18 protein-coding genes are annotated in these 17,299 nt (G+C 69.1%); 4 read left to right on the forward strand and 14 right to left on the reverse strand.

Annotated features, from left to right (window positions below):
- Window positions 1-8 precede the first annotated feature (8 nt).
- The 11 genes from QEZ54_RS08645 to QEZ54_RS08695 form a co-directional block, all read right to left on the reverse strand.
- Window positions 9-887, reverse strand: coding sequence for a type II secretion system F family protein (locus QEZ54_RS08645; RefSeq protein ID WP_281303976.1), 879 nt, complete (start codon window positions 885-887; stop codon window positions 9-11).
- Complete coding sequence (locus QEZ54_RS08650) at window positions 854-1,753, reverse strand: type II secretion system F family protein (RefSeq protein WP_281303977.1); 900 nt, start codon at window positions 1,751-1,753, stop codon at window positions 854-856. The genes QEZ54_RS08645 and QEZ54_RS08650 overlap by 34 nt, the downstream gene beginning before the upstream one ends.
- A 2-nt stretch (window positions 1,754-1,755) precedes the next feature.
- On the reverse strand, window positions 1,756-3,096 hold the full coding sequence (locus QEZ54_RS08655) for an ATPase, T2SS/T4P/T4SS family (protein ID WP_281303978.1): 1,341 nt from the start codon (window positions 3,094-3,096) through the stop codon (window positions 1,756-1,758).
- The gene (locus tag QEZ54_RS08660) at window positions 3,072-3,875 is read right to left on the reverse strand and encodes a hypothetical protein (protein ID WP_281303979.1); all 804 of its coding nucleotides are present in this window, start codon (window positions 3,873-3,875) and stop codon (window positions 3,072-3,074) included. The genes QEZ54_RS08655 and QEZ54_RS08660 overlap by 25 nt, the downstream gene beginning before the upstream one ends.
- A gap of 8 nt (window positions 3,876-3,883) precedes the next feature.
- Window positions 3,884-4,564: an SAF domain-containing protein gene (locus QEZ54_RS08665; protein WP_281303980.1), complete on the reverse strand. Its 681-nt coding sequence runs from the start codon at window positions 4,562-4,564 to the stop codon at window positions 3,884-3,886.
- Window positions 4,561-5,448 carry a hypothetical protein gene (locus QEZ54_RS08670; RefSeq protein ID WP_281303981.1) on the reverse strand — a complete coding sequence of 296 codons (888 nt, stop codon included), beginning with the start codon at window positions 5,446-5,448 and terminating at the stop codon, window positions 4,561-4,563. The genes QEZ54_RS08665 and QEZ54_RS08670 overlap by 4 nt, the downstream gene beginning before the upstream one ends.
- Window positions 5,442-5,930, reverse strand: coding sequence for a hypothetical protein (locus QEZ54_RS08675; RefSeq protein WP_281303982.1), 489 nt, complete (start codon window positions 5,928-5,930; stop codon window positions 5,442-5,444). The genes QEZ54_RS08670 and QEZ54_RS08675 overlap by 7 nt, the downstream gene beginning before the upstream one ends.
- Window positions 5,931-6,708: 778 nt before the next feature.
- Window positions 6,709-6,855 (reverse strand): hypothetical protein, encoded by a 147-nt coding sequence (locus QEZ54_RS08680; protein ID WP_281303983.1) that lies wholly within the window; start codon window positions 6,853-6,855, stop codon window positions 6,709-6,711.
- A gap of 609 nt (window positions 6,856-7,464) precedes the next feature.
- Window positions 7,465-8,325 carry a helix-turn-helix domain-containing protein gene (locus tag QEZ54_RS08685; protein WP_281303984.1) on the reverse strand — a complete coding sequence of 287 codons (861 nt, stop codon included), beginning with the start codon at window positions 8,323-8,325 and terminating at the stop codon, window positions 7,465-7,467.
- 358 nt (window positions 8,326-8,683) lie between these two features.
- Window positions 8,684-9,199 carry a hypothetical protein gene (locus tag QEZ54_RS08690; protein ID WP_281303985.1) on the reverse strand — a complete coding sequence of 172 codons (516 nt, stop codon included), beginning with the start codon at window positions 9,197-9,199 and terminating at the stop codon, window positions 8,684-8,686.
- 302 nt (window positions 9,200-9,501) lie between these two features.
- Window positions 9,502-9,729 carry a hypothetical protein gene (locus QEZ54_RS08695; protein ID WP_281303986.1) on the reverse strand — a complete coding sequence of 76 codons (228 nt, stop codon included), beginning with the start codon at window positions 9,727-9,729 and terminating at the stop codon, window positions 9,502-9,504.
- A gap of 206 nt (window positions 9,730-9,935) precedes the next feature.
- On the opposite strand from QEZ54_RS08695, the gene QEZ54_RS08700 reads away from it, so the two are divergent.
- From QEZ54_RS08700 to QEZ54_RS08710, 3 genes are read left to right on the forward strand one after another with little or no spacing between them, the layout of a single operon-like run.
- Window positions 9,936-10,280 carry a type VII secretion target gene (locus QEZ54_RS08700; protein WP_281303987.1) on the forward strand — a complete coding sequence of 115 codons (345 nt, stop codon included), beginning with the start codon at window positions 9,936-9,938 and terminating at the stop codon, window positions 10,278-10,280.
- Entirely contained in the window at window positions 10,280-11,014 is a 735-nt protein-coding gene (locus QEZ54_RS08705) for a hypothetical protein (protein ID WP_281303988.1), read from the forward strand. Before QEZ54_RS08700 ends, QEZ54_RS08705 begins: the two co-directional genes overlap by 1 nt.
- A 6-nt stretch (window positions 11,015-11,020) precedes the next feature.
- The gene (locus QEZ54_RS08710) at window positions 11,021-11,335 is read left to right on the forward strand and encodes a hypothetical protein (protein ID WP_281303989.1); all 315 of its coding nucleotides are present in this window, start codon (window positions 11,021-11,023) and stop codon (window positions 11,333-11,335) included.
- 483 nt (window positions 11,336-11,818) lie between these two features.
- Here QEZ54_RS08710 and QEZ54_RS08715 read toward each other — a convergent pair whose 3' ends face one another.
- The 3 genes from QEZ54_RS08715 to QEZ54_RS36365 all read right to left on the reverse strand — a co-directional run bounded on the left by QEZ54_RS08715 (window position 11,819) and on the right by QEZ54_RS36365 (window position 15,827).
- Window positions 11,819-13,045 (reverse strand): MFS transporter, encoded by a 1,227-nt coding sequence (locus QEZ54_RS08715; protein ID WP_281303990.1) that lies wholly within the window; start codon window positions 13,043-13,045, stop codon window positions 11,819-11,821.
- Window positions 13,042-14,307: an ATP-grasp domain-containing protein gene (locus tag QEZ54_RS08720; RefSeq protein WP_281303991.1), complete on the reverse strand. Its 1,266-nt coding sequence runs from the start codon at window positions 14,305-14,307 to the stop codon at window positions 13,042-13,044. The genes QEZ54_RS08715 and QEZ54_RS08720 overlap by 4 nt, the downstream gene beginning before the upstream one ends.
- A 932-nt stretch (window positions 14,308-15,239) precedes the next feature.
- Window positions 15,240-15,827 carry a peptidoglycan-binding protein gene (locus QEZ54_RS36365; RefSeq protein ID WP_348650525.1) on the reverse strand — a complete coding sequence of 196 codons (588 nt, stop codon included), beginning with the start codon at window positions 15,825-15,827 and terminating at the stop codon, window positions 15,240-15,242.
- A gap of 351 nt (window positions 15,828-16,178) precedes the next feature.
- Between QEZ54_RS36365 and QEZ54_RS08725 the strand changes: the two genes are divergently transcribed.
- The gene (locus QEZ54_RS08725; protein ID WP_281303992.1) at window positions 16,179-17,249 is read left to right on the forward strand and encodes a hypothetical protein; all 1,071 of its coding nucleotides are present in this window, start codon (window positions 16,179-16,181) and stop codon (window positions 17,247-17,249) included.
- Window positions 17,250-17,299 lie beyond the last annotated feature (50 nt).

The following is a 17,299-nucleotide window of genomic DNA, read 5'->3' on the forward strand; positions in this document are numbered from 1 at the left end:
GGTTCTCCTTACAAGGTGTCGAATGCGGCGGTGATCAGGAAGACCGCCAGTAGACCGGCGAGCAGCATCAGCGGTGCTGCCATGCGTTCGGTGGCCGACGCGGCGCGGGTCTCGGTGTCGGCGATGAGTTTCTGTGCGAGGGTGTCGGCGCGGGCGGTGATCGCCGCCCGGATGCGGGTTCCTTCGCCGGAGGCCAGGCGCAGGCTGGTCGCCAGCTGCCGCAGTGCGGGGACCTGCAGCCGGGTGCCGAGGTCGTCGACGGGCTGCCACAGCGGCAGCTGCCCGGCGCGGGCGGTGGCCAGCGCGGTGCGGATGCGGTCGGCGGCCCAGCCGGTGCACACCGACGCCGCGTCGCGCATCGCCTGCTCCACTCCGGCGCCGGCGGCCAGCGCGGGCGCGACGAGGTCCAGCAGCGTCGACAGGGTGTGCTCCATCAGCAGCCGACGCGCCGCAGCCGTACGCCGTACCCGCAGGTTCGGCAGCCAGAAACCAGCGGCGGCGCAGGCCAGGCACAGCCATGTGGGCAGCACCCATCCGGGCGCAGCGCCGGTCAGGCCCAGCAGCGTGAACAGGGCCGCGGGCGCGGTAAGGCCGATGAGGGTATAGGTGAGCTGGCGGGCGAGGTGGGCGGACGGGTCGGTCTCGCACACGGCGAGATCGGCCAGCAGCCGTGCCGGTGGCAGTCCCCGCTCCTGCAGAACCTGGACCAGCCGGGCCCGCACGCCCAGCCGCCGGGCGCTGACTGTCCGACGGGTGAGTGCGACGGCAAGTGGTCGGCGCGGTGGGAACAGGCCCCAGCCGATGACGGCCAGGCCCGCGCCGATCCCCGCACCGGCGAGCGCGATCTGCTCGATCATGACCGGCCTGCCCAGGTCGGGTTCTGCCACTGCGGCGACGCTTGCACCAGTTCGTGTCGGCTGGCGGTAAGGATGCGTGGCATGTCGTCGATGACCGCCAGGCGGTGCATCCACCACAGGCACAGTCCCCCACCGCCGCCGAGCAGCGCCAGGCGCAGCTGGCCTGCGACGGTGGCGTACCCGACGAGGAAGTCTCCTGCCACCAGCTGAATCCCGGCGACGACCGTGACGATCACGACGGTGACGATCCGGGCCGCCGACCGGCTGCGGGCACGTGCTGCGGCGATCCGCATCCGGGCTGCGGCCTGCCGCCGCGCGGTGGCCGCGACGGCGTCGAGGCTTGCGGCGAGGTCACGCGCCGGACGCGTGGCCGCGTACAGCAGCATCGCGGTGACCAGGTCCACGGTGGGGTCGGCGAGGTCGTCGCCGAAGGCCCGCAGCGCCTGTTCGAGGGGCCGGCCGCGGCGCAGCTGGTCGGCGAGTGCGGCCAGCTGCGGTGCGAGCGCGGTCGGGGCGGTCTGCGCGGTCTGCATGACGGCCTGGTCCAGCCCGCGGGCGGCGCGCATCGTCCCGGCGAGGTCCTCGGCCCAGGACGCGACGGCCTCCATTCGGGCCAGGCGCTGCTCGTGGCCGCGGTCGCGGCCTAGCGCTCGCGGCAGCGTCAGGACGGCGACCGCGGCCAGCAGCCCGGCGACAGGCCAGCCGGTCAGCACGGCCACCGCCAGGCCACCGGCGGCGGCCAGGACCACCTTGGTCGTAGTCGTCCCGGTGCGGGCCAGCATCGGATGCCCCGCACCGTCGGCTTCGCGTGGCGTACGGCGGGTACGCAGTCCCGTCACGACCAGCAGAACCCCTGCGGCGAAACCGACGGCGAACAGCGTCACGAGTGCGCGCATCGTCACCACCGGCCGCTGGTGTCCAGGACCCCGGGGTCGAGTCCTGCCGCGATCAGGTCTGCCGCGGTCTCGGCACGCAGCGGCGCGGCCGCGACCGCGCGCCGATCGGGGCCGGGGGCGTAGACCTCGTTGGTATAGACGTCGCGGCCGTCGGCGTGCAGGACCTCCCGCACGCTGGACACCACCCGCGTCCCGTCCGGCGCGAACGCCAGGTGGACGATGAAGTGGACCGCACCGGCGGTCAGGATCGCGGTGGACTCGAAGCTCAGCCGCTCCGGTGCCTGCGCGGCGTACGTCATCAGCCGGGTGATCGCCTGCGCCGAGCTCGATGCGTGGATCGTCGCGAGGCTGCCGTCGTTGCCCTGCGACATGGCGTTGAGCAGCGGCAGCACCTCGCTGCCTCGGGCCTCGCCGACGATGACCCGGTCCGGTGCCATCCGCAGCGCCCACCGCACCAGCTCGGCCTGGTCGACCGCGCCCTCGCCTTCGAGGTTCGCCTCCCGGGCTTGCAGCGCGACGCAGTCGGGGTGGTCGGGGTCGAAGTCCAGACCCAGCTCGTAGGTGTCCTCGATCGTGATGATCCGTTCCCGGGACGGGATCGCCTTGGCCATCGCCCGCAACAGGGTCGTCTTGCCGCTGTCGGTGCCACCGGCGATGACGACGTTGCGGCGCGCGGCCACGATCGCGGCCAGCAGCCGCGCCAGCGGCACCGTCAACGTGCCGCGGGCGACCAGATCGTCGAGGGTCACCCGCAGCAGCTGGTGCCGGCGGATCGACAGCGACGGCCGCCGAGCCAGGGCCTGGACCGCGAACAGTCGGGCGCCGTCAGGCAGCTGCAGCGACAGGCGGGGCTGGCCGAAGTCGAACCGGCGCTCCTCCCCCGTGCCGTCGCGGCCTGCGGCCAGCAGGCGGATCATCTCGATGAGTTCGGCGTCGCTGGCGGCGACCGGCGGCGCCTGGGCTTTGGTGCCGTCGGTGTAGCGGACCCACACCTGCTCGGCGCTGTTGACGAAGATGTTGGTGATCCGCGGGTCGTCCAGCAGCAGCTGCAGCCCACCGGCCGGGGTCAGCAGCCGGATCGCCTGCGCTTTGGCCGCCGCGATCACCGACGCAGGAGCCAACGCCATACCTTGCTCGAAGGCATCGGCGTTGAGGTCGTCGATGACGGCGTCCAGCAGCCGCCCCAGCTGCGCAGCCCACTGCTCGGCCGGCAGACCGTCGAGTTCGACCAGCCGGGATCGCACACGCTCACGCAGCTGCTGGGCCAACCTAAGCTGCGCGCTGTCACCGGCGGCATCGCTAGCAGTGTCGGTGGTGGTCAGCTCACGGGCAGGATGCGCCACGGGTCGTCCTCCTCAACGGTCGGGTCTGCTGCGGTGTCGCCGCCAGCGACGGGTTCTGGTGACTGGTCAAGGTCGTAGGGGCCGGGCTTGACCAGCGGACCGGCCTGGACGAGCGCCTCGGCGATCGGTGCCGCTTTGCGGAACAGGCTGAACAGCCGCCAGTGCCGCCACCACCGCTCGCCGCGTAGCAGCGGCCCGGCGAGCCGGTCGCGGGGCACCTGGCCCAGATGCGGCAGGCCGACAGCACTGAGGATCTCGCCGTTGCCGAACGGCCCCGACCCGACCGTTGCCAGCCACATCGTGCCGCCGGTCGCCGCCTTGAGCGCTTCGGCGTGCCCTTGCACGAGCGCAAGTTCGGCCTCGACGGGCCGGGCGACGACGATGACGTGGTCGGCGGCGGCCAGGAATCCGCCGCACGGGCCGCCGCGTTCGATCCGGCCGACGTCGGCGATCACGACGTCGCCGGTCGGGATGGCACCGGCGCGGTCGGCGGCGACCTGAGCGGCCCGCACGTTGTCGCGGGCCTGTCCGGCCACGACGTCGACGCCGATCGGCAAGCGGATCGCGTGCTCGCGCGGCCGCCACCTGTCCTCGCGGTTCAGGTCCTGAGCCAGCGACCACAGACCGGGGAGCTCGAAGAACTTCCAGTAGGCGCCGATCTGGCCGCCGGCCGGGTCGGCTTCCAGCAGCACCGGCCGAGGCTGCTGCGGCGGCCAGGTCGCCGCGAGCGCGAGGGCGAGGGTGCTGGCGCCGGGTGCGCCTTTGAGGCTGCCGATCACGATGAGCATCAGGGGGCTCCCCACACGATGATGGCCACGTCGGTGCTGCGGGGCACTCCCAGCAGCAGGGCGTCGGCGGCCGGGACGAGGACGGTGACGACCGACCCGGCCTTCTCAGACGAAGCGGTGACGGCCACGACCGTCCCGCGCACCTGCACTGCAGCGGTTCCGGTGCCTGCGGGAGCGGCTGTCGGCGAGGACGCCGATGCGAGGCTGCCTGGCGTCTTGGTGCTGGGGGCGGCGGTCCCGGGTGCGGACTCTGGGGTGATGACGCTGATCTGGGCCCCTGGGACGACTCCGGCGGGCAGGTGACCTTCATCGACGCCGACGGCGATCAGTGCCTTGTCAGCTGGTGGCCAGTCGCTGGGGCCCAGCTGGGGCGCGGCGATCAGCTGACCGGCGCGCAGCGGGACCGCCGCCGCCCGGCCGACGACCTTATCCAGGTCTGCGGCAGGTATGAGCAGCAGACCGTCGTCGGCGCCGACCATGACCTGACGCAGGTCGGCGGCGGTCAGCTGCTGCCCGGCCGCGACGTCACGGACTGCGGCTAGAGCCGGGGTCCGGTCGTCGATGCGGCCGTAGACCTGCAGCGACAGCAGCACGCAGACCACGATCAGCAGCAGCCCGCCGAGCAGGTGCGCGACCGGAGGCCGCCGCGGCGCGACGGCCGGAGGTGTCGGTGTGTTCACCGGGTGCCGCCGACGTTGAGTCCCTGCACCTCGACGACCGCCACCGGCACGGTGGTCGTGGTCGTCAGCGTGCCGGCGTCGCCGGACATACCGGCGCCGGCCCATGTCACGTCCCAGGTGACCATCGCCTGCAGGAGGAAGGTGCCGCCAGGCAGCGCGGCCGACGCACGGGTGTAGGTGTGCGAGCACGCCGACGACCCGAGCGGGTCACCACCTGACCACGCCAGGCCAGGTCCGGCACAGGTCAGGTGGCTGCCGTCACCGGGCAGCCATGTCGCTGACACTGGAGTAGCGGTCGCGGTGACCGACGCGCCGCCGGTCGACGCGGTAGCCGTCGACGGCTGCCAGGTGATGGCGTCGATCCATAGCCACGTCGGTACATGCACGATCGGCAGCGCCGGCGGGCCGGGGTTGATCCGCACCGTCGGGTTCGGCGGACGCAGCGCGGCCAGGGCGGTCGCGATCAGCGGACCCGTGCCGGGGGCGTCGTTGTCGGCGAACCAGACCTGCGAGTTTCCCATGCCGCCGCCGGCGAAGGTGCAGTTGCGCGAGTACCACGCCCCCGGCCGCGGGCCGTCGGCCGGGGGCGGATCCTGCTCGGCTTTGCGTTTGTAGCGGCAGCCGTCGCGGTGCAGCCAGCCGAAGTCCGGGTCGTAGCACGGGACTTCGTTGCCGTTGAGCCAGCAGCGCATCCGGCCGCCGCTACCGCTGCCACCGCCGCCGGTCACGACGATTACGACGACCGTGCACTCGTCAGGGCGAGGCTGGATGTTGCAGGTCACTCCCCCGCCGACGTCGGCGGCGGCGGTCTGGGTACCGGTCAGCGTCGCGGCGACCGCCGCGGCTGCGGCGAACGCGACGCCACGCAGCTTGGGGGTCAGCATGAGCCGACCTGGCCGAGCTTGATCTGGGTTACGCGCCACGTCCCGTCGGCGGAGAGTACGACCGTGGCTGTCATCTGCCGGGCGCCGCCGGGGTTGTCGGCGTAGGGTTGCCCGTCGGGCCGGTACACGCGGGTGGACGAGGTGTCCATGCAGTCGGTGATCGTCGCCCGGGTCGGTGCGCCGATCGGGTACATGCCGACGACGTTGGGTGACAGGGTCGTGGTGCCGGCACCGCGCAGTCCCGCTTCGCTGGTGGAGCGCACAGCGCGGGTCAGCAGCTGCAGTGCGGGGCCGTCGGCGTAGGTTCGCAGGTCGGGTGCATTCGGGTCACCGGCGGCCAGAGCCTTCTCGTATGCGCGCCACATGCTGATGTAGGCGGCCACGGCCACGTCGCGGGCCTGCGGTGACGGTGACGCCGGTGCCAGCGTCGGGGGCGCCGGTGTGGCAGGTGGGGACGTGCAGGCTGCGCAGAGGAGGAGCATCGTGGCCAGCGTTGGCGTCAGACGTCGTGGCATCGGGTTACCCATCGTGTTGGTGGTGACCGTGTGCCTACGAAGCCATGCAGGCAGACAGGCAGCGGCGAACGGTCCGGCGTGGTCCTATGTGCACGACCGTGCGGGCGCGCCCTGCCATCTTCAACACGAACAACGTCAATCTGCAATACAAAGTGTGCGTTTAGCAATACATACTTTAGAAGCCGTGCCGCTCCGGTAACCCCCTCACACAGTCCATTCGCATCCTCATGAACGGCCACTGACGCCCCGCGCACTCCTCAGAGGTCCCGGACAGCGCGCCACGCAGGCGATTCTCCGGCCGGGGTCGATCCCCACAGCCGCCCGGCGGCCGTTGCCGACTGCGGCGCAGCCGAAAGTAGAAGCAAAGTGCCACTTGATGTCCGAGCGGCCGGCATCCACGGCCTGGCGCCGGACGTCCCCTGCTGCGGGGACGCAACCCGTCGCGGCGGACACCGCATCGACCGCGCCCACCGCACACCAAGCCGCGCAACTGGAGGAACGAGCATCTGAGCTGCCAAAGCCGTAAGCCAGATCATCCGAGCCGCAGCGGTCTGCGGAGCCGATCGACTGCATGCACTGCGTTCCTGAACCGGCGTCGATCTCCGGGAATCGCCGTGCCCGTAACCCGGCGTGCGGCCTGACACCGGAGGCATACCCGGCGCGAAGGTATAGCGCCGCTTTCTTTACCCGCGTCCGTCGGGTCGGGCAGGCTGATCTGCGGTACCACGCAAGTTGCATCTCGCAGCTACGACTTCTCCCCCTGAACACCGGAGGCAATAGTGGCCCGGCCCGCCATGGTCGATGACGCAGCAACCGCCATCGGCACGGCGCCGACCACCAGCAGTTCGCCGCCGGACTCCCCCGCACCACCACGCACGTCCAGCTGCAGCACCGCACCTGGACGTGGCCGCACTGCCCAACCCGCACCCGCACCGTGGACCCTGCATCCCACGCACTGGCCCGACAGCGGCGAACCCCTCCTGCTGCTGCATCCCAGCACCACCGGCCAGCAGCACACCGTCCGGGGACTGGCCCTGCGGTGGGGTTTGTCGAGCTGGCCGGCGGGACTCGACCTCGTAGACATCCCGCCTATCAACGTCCTGTGCCTGCGCATCGCAGCGCATGCAGTCTGGCTGACCAGCGCGAATTCCGTGCTGGCCACCAGCCGAAGGCCGCCCCACTGGACACCTCGCCAACGCTGCCTGCTCGCACTGAGCAAACTGCCGCCCGTGCCCGGCGGCGACTTCGCTGCCCTGTGCAACACCGGCGATGTGCACGTCGGAGACGTTCGGCTGGAATGGCGCACGTCCTTGGACAATGCCCACCGCCACCGGATTTGAGGCGACAGCGACGCTGGCACCGACCACTTGCTGTGGCCTGTGCCTGCGTCGTCATCGCCGGTACGGCGCCGTCCGCACTACACCCGCTCAAGTTCCGCAGCCGGGCCCTCGATGGCCCGCGGCCCGCGGCAAGCAAGGCCTGCGCCGCCGCCGTTTGGCGGCTACAGCGGCGGCGGTGGGCAGTGCGGCATCAGCGCCACCATGCGCAGCTGCGACCGATCGGCCAGATCGGTCACCACGTGCTGCACCCGAGCCAACGACTGGCCTCCAGGTAGGAAAAGACTCCGCACCTCCGCGTCCGGATGCAGCCGTACGCACGCTTGACGGTCCCACACGGCACGGACGGTCGCGTTGGTGTCCAGCAGCTCACCCAGCACCTCACGCAGGCGGGGGTCGTCGGGCCAGCGCGCGTTGGCCGCGCGCAGCTGAGCAATCGCGCTGCTGAGCCAGTCCGCCTGCCATCGCACCAGTTGTCGCTTCGCGCCCGGCGACTGGCAGATCCAGCGGAACAGGTTGTTTTCATGCGCCAGATGCGGAAACCAGCGCAGCGCCGCACCGTTGTAGTCGAGGACGTCGCCGCTAGGCGTCATGAACCAGGCGGGCACGACCATGTGATGGATGATCTCCACACTGGCCGAGTGCGGGTTCGGTCCCGCCGCGGCCGAGCCCGCGGGTTCACGACCTAGCGCGAGCAGGAACAAGACGGTCCGCTCGTGGCTGTCCAGAGCGAGTACGTCGGCGACGCTCTGCAGGAATTCGGCAGAGTAGCCGGGCTCGCGTACCCCGCGTTCGAGGTTGCCGTACCAGAGGGGTGAACAGCCGACCAGAGTGGCGACGTCGGCCTGTGTGACGACTCGACTCGACGACTTCTTTGGCGGCAGGCCCGTCATCTCGGCACGGTTGAGCCGTAGACGCCAGGCTTTGGTGAGGGAACTCAGCTCTGTGCCGGGCAGCATCAGCCAGGCGGCACGGGACGCGGCGGTTGCCGGACGTCGTTGAGTTCGCGGAGTGTTCTCCTTCATCGGACTCCCCGTTCAGCGGCAAATTGCCGCCGAGCAGTGGCGGCACGATGCCGCTACCGGCTGTTGGCCGATTACCTCAGGATAAGCGGTGGCGTCGATCCGGCGTTGAGGGGGTCGATGCCTGCCCAAGTGTCAGCATCGCCAGCACACTTGCATTCGAGTCTGATCGGTCCCATCGACGTCCCACCGCTGGCCAGCCGCCTTCTCGCCTCCGGGGCGCGTGCAGCTGGGGCGGCCGCATTGCTCGACGCCCATGAACCCGGACGGGGAGCGTCTGCAGCTGCCTGGTCGTCAGTCGGCCAGCCTCGCCTGTCCGCTTGCCGGGCCTTTTCGGAAGGATCGCGGCGAGATCCGTCCTTCAGCCCGCCGCATCAGGCCTGTGGCTTGAGACGGTGGCGTCACTGCCGTGGAGTTCGTCGATCGCGGCAAGTAGATCGGCGGCTTTCTCACGAATTCTGCTCAGGTCCAAGCCTGATACTGAGTCTCCTCGATGACTTCTGCCTACGTTCATCGCGTCGGCGAGTTCGAAGTAGCGTTCCTTTGCCCTGTCCGGTCGCAGAGGAGCACTCAGGGCCTTCTCCATCAACGCCGCCTCGAAAACGGCGGTGAGCGGCAGATCTTCGATGAGCGCGACCAGATGAAGGTACTCGACCAAAAGGGTGGGCAGCCGCAGTGCGATGGGGTCTTTCGACCCGTGAATGTCGGGAAGCCGATCGGTGAGGTCCTCATGCTGATCAGCAGGCACCTTGGCGTTCTTGATCCGCTGTCGCCGACGCATGTTGGCCAGGACTTCATCGTTGGCCAGCGGCCCCCGCCCCCGCTCGTACCTGAGCGGCTCGGCTTCGCCGGGCATCGCCGGGCCGTCGACGATCACCTCTGGCTCTGCAGGCCGCGGCAGGTTGAGCCGTCGCCTATGCACCCGCATACCGTCCCCGTCGGTCCCACCCGCCATGTTCCCGCCAACCTGAGTACTGTGCACTATACGTTCCACAAGTTAGCCGATGGGCCTGCTGCACCGATAGGCGCCGTCTGAGACGGCTTGCGCCGCCGGTCGAAGCGCGTGTACCTGAGCCGTTGCAATCGCGTGGTCCTAAGTGACAGGTAGGAAGTCCCTGAGAGATGGCGATGCGAGCAGAGCGCGCTTTGACAGTCCTGACCAGCCTCGCATCATGGCTGTCATGATCCGTCCGCGGTGGGGCGCGGCGTGATCGGCAGCCTCACCCTGCCCAGCAGGCGGTTTGTCGACGTCTTGGTCTCTGCGACAATGATCGACTCCCGATCGGCACGCGCCGTCGAGGCAGCCGAGGCCAGCGCGACTTCGGCGCGGGCAAGAAGATCGACGGTGGTGAGCGGCACATCACCGTGGATACCACGGGACTGCTGCCGGATCGGCTTGGCCGTCATAGACCTCCGGACCCGCTTTAGTCCATCGAGATCCAAGGACAGCAATTCGGCTGGCGCAGGGGTGCTTGCGAGTGTGCTTACATGCGGATCAGTGCCGCTGGCAGGCAACTTTTGCCCGAACCAGGTTATCCACAGGCCCTGTCGGGGGTGAAACTTCTTCGATAACGTGGCGGCACGAAGGCGCTCGGAAGACGGGGAGGAACCAGATGGCGTTTCGTGTTGAGCCCGAAGCGGTGAAGTTCGCTGCTGTGAGTATGGACCGAAGTAGCGGGCACCTGACGCAGTCGGCTCAGTACCACGACCGGTACGCAGACTTCGGCTTCCTCGACGGCGGCTTCATCCTGACGCTGAACCAGGCGCACACGGAGTTCGAGCACCTGCTGAGTACGCGGCTGGCGCAAGCCGCACGCCTACTGGCCGCAAGCGCGCACGAGCTGAAGCTCGCCGCCGACGCCTACGGAAATACGGACACGGTGTCAGCGCAACGCCTAGACGCGACCTACCCGCAGGTTCAGCGCAGCGCTGTCCCAGCGCCGTTCGGCGGTGCGTGATGCCCACTGTCGCCTACGACCCGACCACGCATCTGGTGAAGCCCGAGCCCGCCGATGACTCCGTCAGCAGCGGCTTCGTCAACGTCACCTCCGTCCTCGACTACGTGAGCCTGACCGCCTGGCTGAACGAGGCGATCGAAGGTCTCACCGGGTGCGACGTGCTCGGCACGATGGTCAGTCCGCTGTCGGGCGACTGGGAGAAGGTATCGACGTACGGAACAGCGCTAACCAACCTTTCCCGCTGCCTCCGCGGCATCGCCGACAACGTGGACGTCGCGAACGTCGACCTAGACCTCCACTGGAACGGCAACGCCGCCGACGCCGCCTACGTCTACTTCTCAAGCGCGTCCCGTTCGCTCAGCGCCCACGCTGATGCCGTCGAACGCGCCGCCGGCCAATACCAGAAGCTCGCCCTGGACGTCTGGCACTTCACGGAGGTGCTGAAGGGCTTCCTACAGTCGATCGTGGACCAGGCACTACTGGTGCTGGTGTTCAGCGCGGCAGGTACGGCGCTACTGGAAACAGGTGTGGGCGCAGTCGCCGGCTACGCGCTCGCAGCCTTGGAACTGGTGAACCTCATCAAGACGATCAACAAGGCGTCCGCCGTCGTGCAGGCAGCCAATGTCGCCTTCCAGACCAGCTTCTCCACGCTGACAGGCATCTTCAAGGAGGTCGAAGACCTCGGCTCGATCCCCACGGTCAACACGGTCTACGACCACCCGACGGCGAAGTGAGGTTCAATGACCTACGAGACCGCTCCTCGCCCGTTCGACGACCCGGCTACAGCTGCGCTCGCGGTGTTGGCGCTGAAGAAGCTTCAGAAGACCGGCTCACCTGCCCTGCGGGAGATGGCCGCCGAGCTGCTGGCCGGACGCGCCCAGCTGCGTGACGTCGCCCGGTCGAGCGAACTCGTCGGCCCGTTTCGTACAGCGGCAGCAGGGTTCCAACGTTTCCGTGACGAGTGCCCGCCCGACATGTACCAGCGCATGACGGACTACGCGGCAAGGTACAAGGAGCAGCTGCGGCTTGCTTCCGACAAGGAGGACCCACAGTGATCAGCCCGCCGACGTGGCACTCGTTCCGCCGGATCCTCGCCTTCGCAGCAGGCGGTGTCTGGGTGCTCATCGCCTTGGTTCCCGCAGTCGCCCTGGCGATTCAGGCTGTACGCGGGGACAGAACTGGCGCCGACCTCGTTCGTGTGCTGGTTGTAGTGGGGGTCCCTGCAGTGCTCTATACGGTTGGGCTGTACTACGCGGTACGGATAGCACTGGCCAAGTCTCCAGAAGAGTCTCGGCTACCTGGGTGGAAACTTGCCGCGTGTTTCATAGTTGGTTACGCCGTCTACATCACGGCAGCGTTGCTGGTTAAGCCCTGATGCGCGAAGATCAAGGAACTAGGTTCGTTCGCGCATGAAACGACGCTCGGCTGGCGATGATGTGCGGCCGGGTAACGCTTGTTGCGTAGTGCCGCAGCGCCAATACGGCGAGGCTGCTGCGGCGGACTGCTTGGGCTCGCCGTCGGGCCACCGGATCAGGCCGTCACTGCCGCTCCTCGACGTAGTCGCTGGCGGGGCTGGGGTTGAGCCGCAGGCAGGCGAGCGCCGCCGCCGCGGCGACGGTGGCGCAGACGGCCCATAGCAGGGCGCTGCCGCCGAGGTTCAGCAGGACAGCTGCCAGCGCTGGCCCGGCGAGTGCTGCGGCGCCGAGTGTGGCGCCCCAGGTGCCGAAGTAGGCGCCGCGTAGCTGCGGTGAGGCAAGGCCTGCGACGATGCCTGGGGCGACGGAAAGGAACATGACTTCGCCGGCGACCCAAAGTGGTGTAGTGGCGATGAACCAGGTGACGGTGTTGCCGAGCGCGGTGATGGGCAGGCCGATCCCGATGGCGGCGATACCTGCGGCGCAGACTTTTGGCGCAGGCAGGGTCGCCAGGAGCCGCTGCAGGAGCAGCTGCGCGATGACGACGGCGATGGGGTCTGCGGCGAGGATGACGCCATACCAGGTCGGTGGTATGCCGGCTTGGTCCATGACGATCGGCAGGGTTACCGTCGACTGGGTGTGGACCACGAGGAACACCAGGGTGACGCCGGTGAAGGCGGCCATGGGCCGGTCACTGAGGACCTGTCGCCATGGGGCATGGCCCCGTCGCGGTACGGGGGCGGTGGTGTCGGTGACGCCGACGGCGACCATCGCGGCGAACGCGAGGTTGAGTACAGCGTTGAGCACGAACAGCAGCCTGAAGTCCTTGTCTGCGAGCAGGCCGCCGATGATGCAGCTCACAGCGCGGCTGAGGTTCATGATCCAGTAGAGCAGTGCCAGGATTTTCGGTCGAGTTTGCGGGTCGGTGGTATCGGTGAGCAGTGCCTGCACCGCGGGTCGGGCGAGGTCGAAGGTCAGTCCTGCGGCGACGGCTGCCACGCCCAGCCAGACGAGGGTGGGGGCAGCGCCTAGGAGCAGGAACGCTCCTGCGGACAGGGTGTTGGCGGTGATGATGGTCGGTTTGCGGCCGATGCGGTCGGCCATGGTGCCGCCGGTGGGTACGCCGAGCATCCATCCGGCGCCGAAGGCGGTCATGACGAGGGTGACCTGGGCGGGGTTGAGGTTGCGGTCGCTGGCTAGCCAGTAGGCGGCGAACGGGACGACCACGAAGCCCAGACGGCTGAGGCCGAGGCCGGTTAGCAGCCGCCAGCCGGTGCTGGAGACGTGCCCGAAGCGGCTGGTCCACCATGGGCTGGCCGCGTTGGGGGCGGTGGTGGTGTCTGCTGTCATGGCTGCGTCCGCATGGTGAGGGCGTACAGGTCGGGTACGGCGCTGATGGCCTCGCGCATGGCGGCTACGTCGTCGGTGTGCAGGTAGGCGATGCCTGCCAGTCCCGCCCACAGCCCGGTGCTGGTCGCGCCGCCGCGCATGCCAAGTCGGACAGCGACGGTGGCATCGATGACGGCGGGGTGGCGACGGATGGTGTCGACGTCGGCGCAGGATTCCACGGTGCCTTCGAGGACTGCGGTGCCGGCCCAGCCGTAGACGCCTGGCCGGTCCATTGGTGCGGCGATGACGGATCGGCCGGCGGCGACGGCGGACATGAGGGTGGGGACGTCGATACCGTGGGCATGGGCGATGGTCTGCTGGATGCCGCCGCCGCCGACGCGGGCGGCGATCTCGCCGAGCAGCCACCGTCCGTCGCCTGCGTGGAAGATCTCCGCATGGGTGAAGCCGGTCCGCATACCGAGGGCTTTCGCGGCCGCGGCGGCGATGTCCACGACGGTGCTGCCGTCGGCGGAGTCGCGATCGATGAGCCAGGAGCCGAGGGTGGCGCCCATACCGGTCAGCGGCGGAGTGTTGTAGCGGCCGGGCAGGTGGTACAACGCCACACCGTCCTGCCAGAGGGCGTCGGCGTGGTACTCGGTGACCACGTCGATGTACTCCTCGACGAGGATGGCCGCCTGCTGACCCAAGCCGAGGAAGGCCCGTTCGGCGGCGAACGCCGTCGAGGTCGGGGTCGCGGTGTCGAACAGGCCGGCGGCGGCCATCCGGCGCAGCTCGTCGGGCGAGTCGATGACGTAGGTGTTGGTGGACGCGAATCCGGTCAAGGGCTTGAGGACCAGCGGCCAGCCGCCGACATGTTCGGCGGCATCGGGGACCTGGTCGACGGCGGTCACGACGCGGTGACGGGCGACGTCGATCCCTGCGGCGGTCAGCCGCCGCTTCATGACAGCCTTGTCGAGGAACCCGGCGGACTGGTGCAGGGTCAGGCCGGGCAGATCGAGCAGGTCGCGTAGCAGCCCGGCGGCCATGATCGCGCCTTCCCAGCAGGTTTCGACGCGGTCGATGCGTCCGCGCAGGTGGTCGGCCAGCTGCGCGAGTTCGGTGTAGGACTGCCAGTCCGAAACCGCCACGACGTCGTAGCCCGGGTTGGTCTGGGCGCGGTCGCGGGCGTTGGCTTTGGTGAGGCAGACGATGACGTCGTGGCCTGCTGCATGCAGGCCTTTCTCGAGGACGTCGTTGTGGTTGGACAGGACGAGTGCGGTCATAGAGTCACCTCACGCAAGAAGAAACGGGCAGGATGCCGGCGCCTTGGGCCAGGCCGATGCGGGCGTTGGCGCCAGCTGCGGGCGGGGGACTGCGGGTCGCAGGACAGGTGCAGGTTCGACCGGTTGGCGGTCGGCGACGGACGCGGTGCTCCGTGGGTGCTCCAAGCGGGGTCGTACGTGGGACGGCTGAAGGAGAAGGTCGGCCCGCGTCGCCGATGGGCGGGATGGCGGCGCGGGGCTGTGTCCGCCGCGCGCCGTGGTGATCAGCGGGGCGGCCTCATATGGCAGAGCCAGCCGCTCCACGGACCGCTGATCGGCTGGACGGCGATTGCAGGGCTGCGGCGGTCTGGGGTCCATAGCCGCCGTCTTGCGGCGATCTGGTGATGTCTCTGGGCCGCGATCAGGGCCGCTTTGGTCTTGGGCTTGAGATGGCCATCGACGCTCAGCGGCGCGAAGTTCAGCCGGACGCGGCCATCTCCCCCGTGGAGGTGGCTGGTCGCCGCAACAGCGGTTCAGGGCTTCTTGCAGTGCCTGGACGGCCGCTCCGCGCATGCCGTATTTGAGTGCGCAGTCGGGCGTGGCGGTCGTGAAGGACGTGAATGCCCACGGGGTGTAGACCCCATAGTCGAAGGCGGTCGTCTCGTGCAGGCGCGCCAGGACGGCCAGATCACCGTCGGGTTCGGTGTACTTCCACAGCCAATGGACGTCGCACCTGGGGATTGTGGCGTTCGCCGGGATGGGCGCTGCCAACGTCGCGGCGAGTGGCGCGACCAGCGCTGCGGCGGCGTGCGGCCCCGTGGTGCGCAGTGTTCTGTTGTTATTCAAGGCGATCTCCCGCCAGGGTTTGTGGTTGATGCGTGGGGTGGAGGTGGGTGCGCTGCAGGGCCTTTGCAGGCGCGGCGGTGCCCTCGCTGGCCGCAGGTCGGTTGGACTCACTGGTAGGCGCACCAGGCGGCGGTGGGGTTGTAGATGTTCTGGTGCCTGATCGACACGGCGGTGTCGGGACCGTAGATCCCGTCGACGCCCCTCACGCGTTCGGTCCGCTGTGCGACGGCGACGGCGTTGAAGGTCTTGCTGCCGCGGACCCCGTCGACCTGCAGGCGTTGGCCGTAGCAGATGTTGAGGCTGTTCTGCAGGTGTCTGCCCGCGCTGCCGTGGTACTGACCGGCATGGCCCAGAAGGCCGCGTTGAGGGTGCTCGACCCGTAGGCGGGCAGTCGAAGCGATCCCGCCTGAAGGGTTGAGGTCGACGCGACGGCTGTCGGTTCCGCGACCAGGATGACGGCGCTGGCGAGCAGTGCCGCGAGCGCCGCCGCGATCCGGACAGTCCGTAGCGCGATGCCGTTCGGAGCGCCCAACCTCTGCGAACCCACGCGGTGAGCAGCCCCGGGCGTTTCGTACTTGATCGGCGCCGACGCTGTGTCCATTCCCACCGTAACGCCCCTTCCAAAGTCGACGAGGAACACAGAACAAGGTTTGTATAGCAAAACTCTGTAGCATGCGACAAGTCAACGCACCCATCTCTACCCCGAAACAGCTGCACAAGCGACGAAGACCGGCACCAAACGCGGCCCTCGTCGCGGAAGTTTGTCTTGACGAACTTGTGCTTCGTGGTACACGATCGAAACGCCCCGCAGAACGGACGCTCGTCCGGCCGGGGCCGGTGTACGGGTGGCGCCACGCGACGGCCCCGTGTCTCCGCCAGGGCCGGCCATCCCCCGTTGGCCGGCCCCGACCACCTCCGGAATGGCCGCGGGCAACCCTCCTCGGCTTCGACGCCCTCGTCGGTCAGTCCCCCGCGGCCGACGTCGGCACGATGTACGGCCGGGCAGTCACAAGACGCTCGTATCCCACCGGTGCGGCTGTCCGTCTGTGAGGGCGGCGGGTAGCCGCACCACGCTCCCACCGGGAGAACAATTGAATACTGCAACCGCACCACGTCTACTGGCCGCCGCGCTGACCGCCGTCGCGCTCGTCGCCACATGCGACCGGCCGTCGACCACCGGTCCCGATCCGGCGCCATCCTCGGCACCGGTTCCTGCGCCGCCGCAGCCGGCATTCACGTGGAAGCTGACCGACGACACCGAGCAGCACACACGGATCCCGGACGGCTACACGGTCACCTACCTGGCCGGCAGCATCACACTGCGGAAAGATCCTCCGGTTCTGATCGGTTTCCGGGTTGACACGGCCCGTCCCGGCAGCGACAGCCAGCTGCTGAAGACCAACGTCTCCAACGCCGCCGAGCACGGCTGGGCGAGCACCCCGGCGTCCGTCGACGGCGGTACGGGCATCTCCTTCGTGGCTAGGAACGGTGGGCAGAACGCCACCGTCAAGACCGTCGTCGCCAAGGGACCGGTCACGCTGACCGTCAACGTCGACATCGGCACCTCCGACGCCACGGCTGCGAAGGACTTGCACGACAAACTGCTCGCGGGCCTGCGGTTCCGCACCGATGGGCTGTCAGGCACGTACCCGGGTGCTGTCGACTCGCCCCCGCTGCCGTTCACGCTGCAGATCGCGCCGACGCTGACCGGCCCGTTCACCCCCGAGCTGTCGACGTACGCGACCGAGCTCTCCTTCGGCGTAGGGAAGACGACCGTATCGGCGTTCTGGCAGGACCCGGCCACTGCCGCATCCGGGTTCGCCGCCACCCGCGCCGACCTGTCCAAGGCCGCAGTCAAACATCAGAACGACGTCAAGTCGCTGCCCGCGCTGAAGGACACCCTCGGCGGCCGCGTCGATGAGGGCTTCAGCTTCGCACTGACCGCCGACGACAGCATGGCGCGCTACGTGGGCATCGTGTTCCGCCGTGGTGCGGCAACCGTGCGGGTCTACACCGACGTCGGCGGGATCTCTCTGGAGCAGTTCGACGACGACGTGACCGCGGCCCTGGCCGCGCCGATGGGCCTCGCCCGCAGCTGGCGCTGGACCGCCGGCTGACCGCCCGTGCCAGCGGCCCACAGCGGTCGGCACGCCTTCCCATCGTTCCG

Origin of the sequence: Catellatospora sp. KI3 (genome assembly GCF_029948125.1) — a bacterium.
In the GTDB taxonomy this organism is placed as follows: domain Bacteria; phylum Actinomycetota; class Actinomycetes; order Mycobacteriales; family Micromonosporaceae; genus Catellatospora.

Coding starts and splice junctions, on each gene's coding strand:
- QEZ54_RS08650 (WP_281303977.1), bottom strand. CDS start 1,753: ATGCGCGCACTCGTGACGCTGTTCGCCGTCGGTTTCGCCGCAGGGGTT.
- QEZ54_RS08670 (WP_281303981.1), bottom strand. CDS start 5,448: ATGCTGACCCCCAAGCTGCGTGGCGTCGCGTTCGCCGCAGCCGCGGCG.
- QEZ54_RS08675 (WP_281303982.1), bottom strand. CDS start 5,930: ATGCTCCTCCTCTGCGCAGCCTGCACGTCCCCACCTGCCACACCGGCG.
- QEZ54_RS08685 (WP_281303984.1), bottom strand. CDS start 8,325: ATGAAGGAGAACACTCCGCGAACTCAACGACGTCCGGCAACCGCCGCG.
- QEZ54_RS08695 (WP_281303986.1), bottom strand. CDS start 9,729: ATGACGGCCAAGCCGATCCGGCAGCAGTCCCGTGGTATCCACGGTGAT.
- QEZ54_RS08700 (WP_281303987.1), top strand. CDS start 9,936: ATGGCGTTTCGTGTTGAGCCCGAAGCGGTGAAGTTCGCTGCTGTGAGT.
- QEZ54_RS08705 (WP_281303988.1), top strand. CDS start 10,280: ATGCCCACTGTCGCCTACGACCCGACCACGCATCTGGTGAAGCCCGAG.
- QEZ54_RS08710 (WP_281303989.1), top strand. CDS start 11,021: ATGACCTACGAGACCGCTCCTCGCCCGTTCGACGACCCGGCTACAGCT.
- QEZ54_RS08715 (WP_281303990.1), bottom strand. CDS start 13,045: ATGACAGCAGACACCACCACCGCCCCCAACGCGGCCAGCCCATGGTGG.
- QEZ54_RS08720 (WP_281303991.1), bottom strand. CDS start 14,307: ATGACCGCACTCGTCCTGTCCAACCACAACGACGTCCTCGAGAAAGGC.
- QEZ54_RS36365 (WP_348650525.1), bottom strand. CDS start 15,827: ATGGGTGCGTTGACTTGTCGCATGCTACAGAGTTTTGCTATACAAACC.